Annotated in this window: 8 protein-coding genes; 3 read left to right on the top strand and 5 right to left on the bottom strand. The window is 58.6% G+C overall.

Going from position 1 to position 13,056, the window contains the following annotated elements:
- Nucleotides 1-185: hypothetical protein (locus SH809_11000; protein ID MDZ4700224.1), on the bottom strand; the 185-nt coding region annotated here is incomplete at its 3' end.
- 335 nt (nucleotides 186-520) lie between these two features.
- Here SH809_11000 and SH809_11005 point away from each other — a divergent pair.
- Complete coding sequence (locus SH809_11005; protein MDZ4700225.1) at nucleotides 521-1,012, top strand: hypothetical protein; 492 nt, start codon at nucleotides 521-523, stop codon at nucleotides 1,010-1,012.
- A gap of 1,082 nt (nucleotides 1,013-2,094) precedes the next feature.
- Here the strand turns inward: SH809_11005 and SH809_11010 are convergent.
- From SH809_11010 to SH809_11025, 4 genes are all read right to left on the bottom strand, one after another.
- A complete protein-coding gene (locus tag SH809_11010) occupies nucleotides 2,095-2,691 on the bottom strand; it encodes a hypothetical protein (GenBank protein ID MDZ4700226.1) in 597 nt (198 codons plus the stop codon).
- Between the two features lie 282 nt (nucleotides 2,692-2,973).
- Nucleotides 2,974-4,206: a pentapeptide repeat-containing protein gene (locus SH809_11015; GenBank protein MDZ4700227.1), complete on the bottom strand. Its 1,233-nt coding sequence runs from the start codon at nucleotides 4,204-4,206 to the stop codon at nucleotides 2,974-2,976.
- A gap of 331 nt (nucleotides 4,207-4,537) precedes the next feature.
- Nucleotides 4,538-4,873, bottom strand: coding sequence for a hypothetical protein (locus tag SH809_11020; GenBank protein MDZ4700228.1), 336 nt, complete (start codon nucleotides 4,871-4,873; stop codon nucleotides 4,538-4,540).
- Nucleotides 4,874-5,029: 156 nt separating this feature from the next.
- The gene (locus SH809_11025; GenBank protein MDZ4700229.1) at nucleotides 5,030-5,164 is read right to left on the bottom strand and encodes a hypothetical protein; all 135 of its coding nucleotides are present in this window, start codon (nucleotides 5,162-5,164) and stop codon (nucleotides 5,030-5,032) included.
- Nucleotides 5,165-5,456: 292 nt separating this feature from the next.
- On the opposite strand from SH809_11025, the gene SH809_11030 reads away from it, so the two are divergent.
- Both SH809_11030 and SH809_11035 read left to right on the top strand, forming a co-directional pair.
- Entirely contained in the window at nucleotides 5,457-8,387 is a 2,931-nt protein-coding gene (locus SH809_11030; protein MDZ4700230.1) for a DUF4062 domain-containing protein, read from the top strand.
- A 54-nt stretch (nucleotides 8,388-8,441) separates the two neighbouring features.
- A complete protein-coding gene (locus SH809_11035) occupies nucleotides 8,442-12,824 on the top strand; it encodes a tetratricopeptide repeat protein (protein MDZ4700231.1) in 4,383 nt (1,460 codons plus the stop codon).
- The last annotated feature ends 232 nt before the right edge of the window (nucleotides 12,825-13,056 follow it).

Consider the following 13,056-nt stretch of genomic DNA (forward strand, 5'->3'; position numbering starts at 1 on the left):
ACGTGGCGAACGTGCTGGCCGGCATTGTTTACATCGACGGGATTCACCCGGACAGGATCGCCGCCTGATCTATCCATCCACAAGATTTGGATATAGCTCGGTCCGATCTCACCTTGATCACCCGTGAGTGCATCGCATGCGGAGAGCAACAGGCCTGCGATCAATGCTAGGAAGAGGTGTTTCATTACGATTCTCGGCGCGACTATAGTGAGGTGATAGGGGCTTATTAGGCTCGCTGCGAGGAAACAGTCTGGCGGAAACGTTGTGAAGTCGACAAGAATCGGATCTCCTGGCCAGGTAAGTCGCGACACCGCGCCGGCGTCGCGAGCATGGACACCGAAGCCCGAGGGCCACCGGGCTTCTACGTTTTCTGGTCAGTAAGGGGATGACTGCGGAAAGCTGTGGTACTACTACTGAAAGTGGAGCATGGTTGTCTTTTAGCCAGCTATTGCATCTAGCCATTCATTCTCGGTTCTTTCTGTTTTTGGATTTTTTGATCCATCAACAAAGTAGGTCACAGATGCGAGCGATTCGACGGATGGTGTGGGCGATTGTCGCCAGCACAGGATTGGTGATTGTAACCGTTGTCTGGGGGCAACTTGGACTACTCCTGGGTTTTGAGGAGCCAAAGTGGTTAATGGCGATTGAAGCCATTTTCACGATCATTCTGATGGGTGGAGCGCTCTCCCTGCTCATTGACGTAAGTCTAGCGAGCGATGAGCGGATCCTGCATAGCCTTGGGAAAGAGACAGAAATGTACGATTCACTGATCCAGACTTATCGCGATGCGGGGGACAAGAGGGCTGAACTTCTTAAGGAGCAAACCAATGCCGAGATATTGGATGCGGTCTTTGCCATGCGATTCGCACTGCTGGAGGCCGTTCGGGATGGATTCGATAAAGCCATGGATAAGAAGGAGGTTAAAAAGCGCATCCAGGAGGTTGCAGAGGAAAGGGCCGAGCAACTTGTGAAAAAGACGCTAGATGACATCGGGAAGAAGTTCATGCGGTGAAGGTGCAAATTTGAAACACCTCCCCGGCATGCTACCTTCCGGCATGCGCCGAACCGAAGCCGCCGACATCTACCGCCTCTGTGCCCGCCGCGGGCTGCTCAAGCCGCGCAGGAATGCGAGGATGAGCTTACCCTCGTATGGGAGGGCGATGAGTTGCGCCTCCGGCTGAGGGACTACAAGGCAGCGGTGAACCTCCTTCGGGCTCTGTACATCGAGAGGCAGTCCGGCGCCGCCTGGCTGCAATAGGAGCGCAATAGGCGCATCCAGGACGATCCTACGAGTGAGCTGTCGTCGTGGGGGGGCGCTATTGTATCATTTGAGAATCTATGTACATTATCACAACTGGGCGACCTGATCTGTAGTGTGTTGTCTTTTCCTCAAGCCTGACTGGAATAGAGCTTGTCCTATGGCCGCTGATACTGTTTACTGTTATGTTCTTGACGGAAACGTCACTGTCGTGACAGACATGAAGGGCAATGTGAATCATGTAGTTTGCCCTAAATTTAATCGGATAACCAATCACTGTGACGCTAAGGTGCGTAAGAACGGTCTTCTTAGAAGTTTATTTTTGGCAGAGTTCGATAAAGATTTGGATACGCGGGTTGTGTACTGCGAATTCGGAGATCCGAAAGCCTTGGATAAGAAGTCTGGCCAATAGGACCACATTAACTCGTTTACACCGTGTTCGCTCGACATGTTTGTCCGTGTTACACATCACAGCGCGCAAGGACTCAGGCTGAGCCAGTAGAGCAGAATAATTTGCCCTCGATGACGACCGGGCAGCGGCTGGAAGCGGAGGGTGCGTACAGGATTACAACGGCGCCGAGGGTTGGGCCGAACACCGCTAGGCAACTGCTCGAAACTTGAATCGACTGGCCCCCTAGCGCTTTCAAGTCGAAGAAATACCGCCGGGAGCATGATGCCCATTTGCGCAAGGTTGCGCACATGGAGGAGATGGAGAACCTGCTGCGCAGACGCGCACATCGATGAGGCCGGCGCCGGCAGGGGAGGGAATCTGTAAGCGGGGCGAAGCCCAGGGCCTTGATGGTCTCCCGGGCGTAATCATGTTTGGCGGTGGGGCTTTATGATAGCTTCTTGTTGAGCAGAGAGCGAACGCCCTTCAGTTCGGCGGTCAGCTTATGTATCGCGCTAGGGATTGGGCCGAAATACTGGATAATTCCTTCGTACCGGTTGAGGTCGATCTCGGTCTTTTCCTCGTAAGTCATCATCCCGTGACTATAGACGGCTGTGATCACGAACTGAAGAGGCCATCTTGTGACATCACGAGAAGGGCCGAATATTCCGTGTCCAGCGACTAAACCGTATGTAATCCTATCCCCAGGAACTAAGAAGCTCACACCTTCACTGAAGAGGTGCATGTCGGATATGTCGTTTGGAGGGGCGGCTATGATTTCAAATTGTCTATCGATCGACAGCTTCAGATTCGTGGCGGTCGATCGTCCAACGTTCTCGATCACAAGGTAGTAGATTGCTTCCGAGCCAAGTTCTACCCGGACTGAGACGTATGGGCGTACGGCTGCCCCGTGCTGTTCCCTGAGCAACGCGAGCGATTCCTCGCTCACCTTCATCATTTTTCGTGTGACCCATGCATAGTATCCAGTTATGCCTACCAGAACGGCCGTGAGAATCGGAGTTGATAGGTCGATTAAGACATCCATTTGCATTACCCGGTTGGGCGTGAGATCACTTACCAGGAGTGGGCATGACAGCTTTTGGGTGGAAGAATTTAATGTGTGTTATTGTGTCAATACGCCAAAGCCTGACAGGCAGTGCATAGCTCGCAGACGAGATAAAACACCTGATGATCGATTCGTAGGTCTGAGGCATGTAGGAATGATGACCGTTTATCGCGATCCTAATCGCCCTGGCGCGGCTATCCAGCGGCCGGTAGCTCCGGGGATCAACATCCTTCAATTTCCATAGTCCTCGCAGTACAACCCTTACTTTTCCATTGTTGTTGGAGGCAAGTTTTGCGTTCTTTTTGGTAATGTTCTTACACCAATAAGGGCTTCGAGGGCAGGTAGAAGACGCGCGTGAATTCTACGAAGTCGTTCTTCCTCCTCATCTGGTGACCTTACCTTTTCTGTGAAATACAAAAGATAGTTTCGTAGAAGAGGTCCTAATGGTATGAAATCAAGGCTTTCAAGTAACCCACTCACTGTAGCACTCTTAAAAGTGTTGTGTGCTAGAGGGCTTCGCCAACGCACGCCTAAGTTGGTCCAATAGAAGCTGAGATCCTCACCGGTTACATACTCTGGATCGATTCCGCGCGACTCAATGCCCAGCTGCGACACTCCCCCTGGTGAGAGCGACTCTAACGAGCAAAACACAGCGCCAATTACATCGAGAGCTCTGTTTAATAGTTCTTGTGACTTAAGTCTTACTACAATTCGGTCATCACTACTTTCGACCTTGAATCCTTCACCGATCATATTCTTTAAAGCAAGCCGAACAAGGCCTAAATCACTCCAGCCTTCTTGTGTAAATACTACGGTTATTGAAGTGCCAAATAAGTAGTCCTGTATCAGTTTTTCTGAAAGACATACACCTTGCAAAAACTCAATAGGTAGTTGTGGAGATTTGGTGAGCGTTAAGTGATCGATAAATGAACAACGTTCATGGATGCAACTGCTTAGTCCTTGAGCATCTGAAAAGTCAACATCAGTGATGAAAGTCTCGGAAAATAGGCATGAGGTAAGGTTTGCATTGCGAAAAATAGAACCTGATAGGTTTACTTCGTTCAACTGCGCATCTTTTAGATTTGCACCAGACAGATCGGCATTCTTTAGATTGGACCCCCCAAGAGCTGCGGCTTCGAGATTGGATGACACTAATATTGCATTCGGCATGGTGATTCCACCAAGATCAGTAATTCGCAGGCTTGCATTGCTCAGGTCCGCCCCCCTCATATAAGAATGTGACAAATCTGCCTCATCAAAGTTTGCTTCGTGCAGATTAGAAAAGTGTAGACTGGAATTGGCAAGAGACGCACCTCTGAAGTCGGCCCTGGATAGATCACTTTGTGAGAAATTGACACCAGGTAAAGCAATACGATGCAAAATAGCTCCGGAAAGATTCGGCCGGATGTTAGGATTGGCCTTTCTCCATGCGTTCCACCGCTCAACTCCATCTTGAAGCAGCGCAAGGTGTTCTGAATTTCCTTCAAATGACATTTTAAGACGCAGGTCTGACTATATGTTCTGCCACTAAAGAGCCTAGATCTTGGGGCGACCTAGCTCTGTTTCGAATTGGGGGCGATGATTTCTGACTGACGAGTATTGGCTATGCCAAATTCCAATTTGGGGTCGGCCGCGCCGAGTGATCGCCATTCTTAAGTCTCCATTCATAAGTATAGGTCGTCTCGTTTGAACCGACAAGTGGCCATCGAGGCGTAATTGTCTTCCAGTTGCACGGTATTTCGGTTCTAAGGTGGCCTGGCGGTAGGTCCCCCGACACTACGATTAGGCCATCCTGGCGAATCACTTCACTCCAGATAAAGGAAGGCTATTCGCCTTCGCCCCCACCTTCGGCCGTGGCCGTCATGATCGTCACGAAGGCCTCTTCGAAGTTCGTAGCGAGATCGAAGGAGCGCTGCACCTTGAGCGCGCGCATGTCCTGGATGGCCAGGTTAATTACGCTCTCGGTATCTGCGTCCGTGATGGCGCCCTCGCGAATCTCTTCCGCGCTCGTTTCGCCCCCGACGGCCATTTTGAACGCCGGGAAGTAGCCGAACACACCGAAGGTCGTCTCCACGTCGTCCACATCGATTCCCGGGAGAACCTCGCTGGACACCACCGGCCGGCTGGCGACACGTTCCGCAGGCTCTCGTTTTTGCTCCAAAGTATGGCAGTGGCTCTCTGCGTTCGAATGCCTTCAAAGGTCGATGGCTCCGGTCGACAGGGTGTTTTTTCAGTTTTTGCAGGCTCCCACGCGTGCGCGCGCGAAGATCAGGGAGTTTTTACAGTTTTTACAGGCTCCTACGCGCGCGCGATTGAATTACGCCCCTGTGGGGAATTTCCAGGCCTCCGGCCTTTGGTGTGTTCGCATGCCGGACCGTATGCCAACCTCCATGGCGAGGGCCTCCACGGGCGAAATCCCTTCGCCCTCGATGCCGGCCGTGGCTTTCAGCATGTGGATGGGTTTCTGCCCGTAGAGGTCCCATGGCGCGCCCACCTTCTGCGGCCATCAAGTGAACTTCGCCGTGCGTTGAGAGCTTCGAGGAAAGCGCAGCGTAGTTACGAAGCCCGGATTCTATGACTGCCAAGTGTAGCCGGTGCGCGTTGGAGATGGTACCCACCCGCCGTGCTCTCGGTGACGTTGTGTCCACTGATCATCACTCCATTTCCCCGGTCGACCATGATCATGCGCATGTCCCGGAGTGTTATATTCTTTCGCTCTCTCTTACGTACGCGGTCCCCAGCCCATGAAGACTTATCCCGTCATCTTCCTCAGTGGCGTCTCGGCCGAGTTTGCCTCGTTCCGCGATGCGGTGGCGAACGTGATCGAGACGAAGGAGTGCCACGCGATCAATCAACCCGGCTTTGCTACGGACTACCGCGAGGTCGAACAGATGCTGCGGGGCAAGCTGAAGGACGCCGAGGCGGTGGTGCACCTCGTGGGGTTTCGGTACGGCGTGGAGCCGAACGTGCGCGTCGATGGCGCCCCCCGCCGCTCGTACACCCAGATGGAGTTTTACATGGCCCGGGAGATGGGCATCCCGGTGTTTGTGTTCCTCGCGAAGGATGCTACCGTTCGCGACGCGCCGGCCGATCACGAACGACCGGAGGCGACGGAGCTGACCGCCCTCCAACTCGCCCACCGCGAGGCCGTTCGGAGCACCAACCACATCTACTATGAGTTCGCCGACAAGGACGACCTCTGTCGGCTCGTCGCCCAGATCCCACCGGTGGTTGCCGCCGGCTTCCGGGTGGATATCGACCGGATCGTGCGCTACGCTCCGGCAGAACTCGTCGGCCGCGAGTCCGAATTCGACTTGCTGGACAAGGCCTGGGAGAAAGCCCAGAAAAGCGAACCGGGCCGCCCACACGTGTTGACCTTCGTTGCCCTCGGTGGAGAAGGGAAAACCTCGCTGGTCGCAAAATGGCTGGCCGATATGGCCTCTCACAACTGGCCGGGTTGTGAGGGGGCCTTCGCGTGGTCCTTCTACAGCCAGGGCAGCCGTGACCAACACGCGGCCTCGTCCGACCTCTTCCTCCGCGAAGCCCTCACCTTCTTTGGCGACCCGGCGATGGCCGACAGTCCCCGGAGCGCCTACGACAAAGGGAAACGCCTCGCCGAACTCGTGGGCCGGCGCCGCGCGCTCCTGGTCCTCGACGGCCTGGAGCCGCTCCAGTACGCCCCGACCTCCCCGACCCCCGGCGAGCTGAAAGACCAGGGCCTCACCGCCCTCCTCAAAGGCCTCGCCGCGTCCAGCCAGGGCCTGTGCCTGGTCACTACCCGATACGCCGTGACAGACCTGCGCGCCTACCTGGGGAAAACGGTGGTCCAGCACGACCTCCTCCGCCTCTCGACGGACGCCGGCGTCCACCTCCTCGAAGCCCTCGGGGTGACAGGTGCCCGAAAGGAGAAGGAGGCCCTCGTGGAGGAGGTGAAGGGGCACGCGCTGACGATCAACTTGCTTGGCAGTTACCTCGCCCGCGCCCACGGCGGGGACGTGCGCCGGCGGGACCGGGTGGGCTTCCAGAAGGCTGACGCAAGGACCCAGGACGGCCATGCCTTCCGCGCCATGGCGGCCTACGAACGCCGGCTGGCGGAGGGTGGCGAGGAGGGCAAGCGCGAGTTGGCGATCCTCCGCCTGATGGGCCTCTTCGACCGGCCGGCCGACGCCGGCTGTATCGCCGCGCTGCGAAATACATTGATCCCCGACCTTACCGAGCCGCTCGTGGATCTGGACGAGGAAGACTGGGAATTCAGCCTGACGGGACTGGAAGCGGCCCGGCTCCTCACTGCAACCCGCAACGCCGCCGGCCTCGTTGCCCTTGAATCCCACCCCCTCCTGCGCGAATATTTCGCCGCCCGGCTGAAAAACCAACACCCCGACGCCTGGCGCGCCGGCCACCGGCGGCTCTACGAATACCTAACGGAAACCACCCACGAAGGCGACACCCCCACCCTGGAGCAGCTCCAGCCCCTGTACCAGGCCGTGGCGCATGGGTGCTTAGCGGGTCTCTGGAAAGAAGTGCACAATTCGGTGTATCGTGGAAGAATCTTGAGAGGAAATAAATACTATAACATGAACAAAATAGGCGCCATTGCCTCTAGTTTGGACGCGGTATCCTATTTTTTTTCAAGGCCTTGGACGAGAGTTGTGCCTGAAATCACCGGAGAGGAATCTGCAATTGTCTTTGCTGATGCTGCCTACTATTTGCGATCTCTTGGCCGCATTAGCGAATCGCTTGTCCCCTTCATGACATGCGTAAGTATGTGTATTGAACACGAATATTGGGAGGAGGCTGCAATTCAAGGGAGTAATCTGAGCGAAGTCCTTCTGTATCTAGGGCAACTGAATGATGCTAAAGTTCGAGCTGAAGAAGCAGTAACTTCGGCCGATAAAAGTAATATATTTGTTTGGCGGAGTGCCATAAGAACTACTGCGGCTGAAGTGCTCGTACAGGCAGGTAACTTTTCCGAAGCCTTGAATCACTTCAAACAAGCAGAGAAAATATATCAGGAAAATAGTCCCGACGACGGTTTGCTACAGATGATTGGCGGATTTCGATATTGTGAACTTCTTGCCTTTGAAATAGAAAAGGCAGCGTGGCTTTTAACCCTAGGAGGGAAATTAAGTACGCAAGAATGTTCGCGATTGGTTAAAAAATGCGGCCTAATTAATCAACGAGCAAATCGCACATTCGAATGGGCAAAGCAAAAGGGGCTATCACTTCTGACTAAGGCGATGGATAATTTAACGATTGCAAGAACGAACTTATACAGTGCTATTTTAGGCCAAAGTACGTCTGAAATATGTCAAGTGCATTTGGAGCACTCGCTATTCGGCCTGCGCCAAGCAGGAGTAGATGATCAGTTGCCGCGAGGACTATTAACGCGTGCTTGGTACCTTTGCACAAAAGATATCCATGAGGACAGGTTGAGTGCAGTCGCTGATCTTGACGAGGCGTATGAGATAGCTCAACGCGGCCCAATGCCAATATATTCCGTGGACATTCACTTATATAGAGTTCGTCTCTACTTTAATGAGGAGAAATATCCTTGGGAATCTCCAGCCCACGACCTCGCAGAGGCGAGGCTCTTGATGAAAAAGATCGGATACTGGCGTAGAAAGGAAGAGCTCGAAGATGCGGAGAAGGCTATCCTGCCGCGCGCTCCTTCGTAAGGCCACCTCACAAGGCTCAAGTACCCTCCACCCCATGCCGCCCACCCGTTCGATATGACCAACCTCTTCATCTCCCACACCACGGCCGACGACGCCTTCGTTCGCAGCCTCCGCTCGGCGCTCGCCGACCTGGGCCAGGCCGGCTGGATTGACTCGCGTGAGATGCGGGGCGGGGATCCGCTTTGGCCAGAAGTTCAGAAGGCCATCGAAGACGCATCAGCTTTTGTAGTAGTGGTCAGCCCGGATGCGCTGCAGTCGATCTGGGTAGGCCGAGAGGTAAAGCATGCGCTCAAACTCCAGGGTGATCGCGGTAAGGACAAATTCCCCGTCATCCCGCTCTCGCTGAACGGTACCAGGCTCGGTGTGCTGGAGATGCTCTTCGGCGAGGAGCCCTTGTACATCTCCGTGAGCAGCGCGGCCGGTGGTATCGAGGCTGCGATAGATGCTCTTCTCGTCGCGCTGGGTAAACGAGCGCCGGCCGACCCCGAGCCCATCCCCCAGCCAAAAGCCGAGCCGCTGGAGGAACTCGTCCTCGAACTCACCGACCTGAAATTCCATGAGCAGGACGGCCTCCGCCGTGCCTCCGCCCGCGCGAGGCTCGTTTATGAGCCGGCCACACCCGGCCAGCCGCACGTCCACAGCGCGCAAAGCTGGCGGCTCATCGCCCCCCTCGGCCCGATCGAGGCGGGGGAGATCACATGGTACCTCGAACAATTCGCCGTCTGGCCGAGCCACTACCTCATGGACCGGGCCATGAAAGTCGAGGCGAACCTCCTCGCATGGGGACAACTCCTGCTCGCCCAGGCCATGCCGCCCGCTCACACGGCAAACGTCATGCAGGCCTGGGCGAGGATAAACAGCCACGCCGGCCGCCGCTTCTCGGTCCATGTGGACGCCGGGCTTGAAGCCGGCGCACCCGAAGCGGACGTGAGCCTCGCGAAAGAAGCCGCCACGGAACTGCTCAAGGCGCCGTGGGAGCTGCTCCACGATGGCGAGGCCTACCTGTTCCAGGGCGCGAAACCGACCCGCGTTCGCCGGCGCCTGCCGAATGTCAAGGTGCTCGACGTGCCCGTCGTCGCCCCCCCCATCCGCATCCTGCTCGTGACGGCGCGGCCGGAGGACGAAGCGTGCGGCTTTATCGACCACCGCGTGAGCGCCCTTCCGCTGGTCGAAGCCATGGAAGCCTTGCCCGGCCTGGTCCATATCCACGTCCTCAGCCCGCCGACGCTACCGGCCCTGCGCGACGAGCTGGACCGCGCCCGCGCCGAAAGGAAGCCCTACCATGTCGTCCATTTCGACGGCCATGGCACCTATAACAAACAGGTGGGCCTCGGCGGACTGTGCTTCGAACGGCCCGAGGACTCCGGCAAGCTGACGATGCGCCGGCACGTCACCGTCTACACCAGCGAACTCGGTCCGCTCCTACGCGAACACCGCATCCCGCTGGTGTTTCTCGAAGCCTGCCAGAGCGCGCAAGCCGAGCAGACATCTGAATCCGTCGCCTCGGAACTGCTGAAGGTGGGTGTGGCCTCGGTGGTGGCCATGAGCCACAGCGTGCTGGTCGAGACGGCCCGGCGCTTTGTAGCCGTGTTTTACAGGGCGCTCGCCGGGGGCCAACGGGTAGGCGACGCCATGCTCGCCGGCCAGCGCGATCTCAAGGACGATCCCTTTCGGGGCCGTGTCTTTGGCGCGGGGGAACTGCGGTTGGAGGACTGGTTCGTGCCCGTGCTTTTCCAGGAAAAGGACGACCCGCAGCTCTTTAAAACCACGCCGGCGAAGCAGACCGTCGCGGACTTCCAGACCGCCCTCACCAACCGCCTCGGCCATCTTCCCCCGTTCCCCGAAACCGGCTTCGTCGGTCGCAGCCGGGAACTGCTCGCGCTCCAGCGGCTGCTACGGCCGGAAGGAAGGGCCCGCTACGCCGTGGTGCGCGGCCAGGGGGGCGAGGGCAAGACGGCGCTCGCCGCCGAGTTCGCCCGCTGGATGGTGCGCTCGCATCAACTGCGCCGCGCGGTATTTGTCTCCGTGGAGACCCACAGCAATCGACTTGCGGTGCTCGATACCATCGGCAGCCAGCTGGTGCCGGGTTATTCGGCCGCCACGTTCGAGGACCTGGAAAAAGCCCTCCACCCCATCGAACAGGTCCTGAGGGAGCAGTCAACGCTGATTGTGGTGGACAACATGGAGAGCATCCTTCTGCCGGCCTTCATCGAAACCCCGGAGTTGCTCTCCAAGGAGGCGCGACTCGAACTGGACGCGATCCTCGGGCTCTGCGCCCGGCTGAACGCGGTGGGTGAGACGCGCCTCGTGTTCACCAGCCGCGAGGCACTCCCCGCGCCGTTCGATGCGGAACGTCAGCGGCTCGAACTGCACCAGCTCCACCGTGATGACGCCGTGAAGCTGGTCGAGCGCTCGCTGAATACCGCGGGTGGAGACGGTAGGGGAGTCAGTGATGCCGCCCGCGAGGAGATCGAACAACTCGTTGAATCCGTACACGGCCACGCGCGGACGTTGACGCTGCTGGCACCCTCATTGCGGCAACAGGGCGCAAAGGCCACCCACGCCGCGCTCGTGGAACTGATGGCGGAGATGGAGCACCAGTTCCCCGGCAACCGGGAGCAGTCGGTCTTCGCCAGCGTCGAGTTGTCCCTCCGCCGCCTGTCCCCCGCGAACCGGGACCGGGCGCGTGTGCTCGGGGTGTTTCACGGCGGGGTCCAGTTGGACGTGCTCCGCGTGATGATGGCGTGGGAAATGGCGGACGTGACCGCGCTGGCGGGCGAGTTGATCGCGACGGGGCTGGCGACGCCAAATCGCTTTAACCACCTCACGCTGAATCCCGCGCTCTGCCCCTACCTGCGCGGGCGGATGGACGCCGAGGAGCGCGAGGCGCTGACGGCCCGGTGGGTCGAGGCGAAGCGTGGGTATGCGGAGTTCCTCCAGCAGCAGCAGAGCCAAAACGCCGAAGTCGCGGCGACCCTGACGCTGCTGGAGCTGCCGAACCTCTTTGTGCTGCTTGGCCTTGTCGAGCGCGCGGGCGAGGCGGAGGCGACGATCGGTCTGGCCACTTCGCTTTACAGTTTGCTGCAATTTGCCGGCAAGCCGCGGCTGGTGGAGCGGGTGGGGCTGGTGCGCGACCGTGCGGCGGCGGCGCTGGGTGAGGCCTGGAATCATGCGCGGTTTGAGGCAACGGGGACCCGCATCGAGCAGCAGCTTGCCGGGGGGCAACTACACGAGGCGCTTGAAGGCGTGCAGCAGCTGATCCAGTGCGCCCGGGCGGCGGGCGAACGGGCGTATCCCGACGCCGATTACGACCTGGCGATGGCTACTAATCTGCTGGGCCAGGTGTTGCTTGATGCCGGCGGAGCGGAAAAGGCCCTGCCGTTGTTTGGCGAAGCCCGGCTGCACTTTGAGTCGATCGCGAAGGCCAGTGCCAACAAAGACGCGGAACGAATGGCGTCCGTCTGCCTCTCTCGGCAAGGCCGCTGTCTTCTCGCTCTGGGCCGGCTCGACGAGGCGGCGGCGGCGTACGAAGAGCACATCCATCGCGCCGAGCAACGTGATAGCGCCAGGGATGTCGCCGTGGGCAAAGGTGAGCTTGGTACCGTCCGCCAGCTTCAGCGTCGCTACCCGGAGGCGCTCGCAGCGCATGCCGAAGCGCGTGAACGGTTCACAAAGCTGGACGAACCGGGCAGTGTCGCCGTGAGCTGGCATCAGACCGGCATAGTGTACCAGGAGTCGCTCCAGCCGGAAGCGGCGGAGGAGGCCTATCGGAAATCGCTCGCGATCGTGGTGCGGCTCGGAAATGTCGCCGGGCAGGCGAGTACGCTCGGGCAGTTGGGGATGCTGTATGACGATGCACTCGGCCGTCCAGAGGAAGCTGTAGCTTTTTACCGACAGGCTGCGGACATGCGCGTCGAAATCCGCGACGTGGCGGGTGAAGGGAGAGCCAGGGGCAACCTCGCCGAAACCCTGCGCAAGCTCCGCCGCCTGGATGAAGCGCGGCAGGAAATCCGGCGGAAGATCGAATGCGACGCGCAGTTCGGCCACGCGTCCGAGCCGTGGACGACATGGAACATCCTCGCCGGCATCGAGACCGACGCCGGCAACGCCGCCGCCGCCGCGGAGGCAAAGGGCAAGGCCACCGCCAGTTACCTCGCCTACCGCCGCGACGGGGGCGAGAACCACGGTGGCCCGGGCCGCATCAGCCTGGCCGTGACCCAGTACCTACAAGCCGGTGACCTGGCCGAGGCGGCGACCCTCCTCCAGCAACTCGCCGCCAGTCCAGACGCCGATGCTTCGTTCCAAGCTTACTTCCGCGCCCTCCAGGCCATCGTCGCCGGCAGCCGCGACCGCACTCTCGCCGCGGCGCCGGATTTGGACATCACGATGGCCGCCGAAATCCTCTTCCTGATCGAAACGCTGGAGCAGGCCGGGTAGAGGGCCCGAACGGCGGGCAAACACCCCCGTAGAGACGCCCCGGTGGGGCGTCTCAAAACCTACCGCCAGGCTAAACCAAACCAACCCTACCGCCAGGCTAAAATCAAACCCGATTTTATGGCCACTGCCCCCCGGGAAAGTGGGGCGGGTTTTAAACCGGCCCGCTGGTGGACGGGGTGGACTCGGTGGACAGGGTCGGTGGGCGGGAGGAGGGGCAAACCGGGGTATCGAC

The sequence above is a fragment of the Rhodothermales bacterium genome (assembly GCA_034439735.1).
Classification (GTDB): domain Bacteria; phylum Bacteroidota; class Rhodothermia; order Rhodothermales; family JAHQVL01; genus JAWKNW01.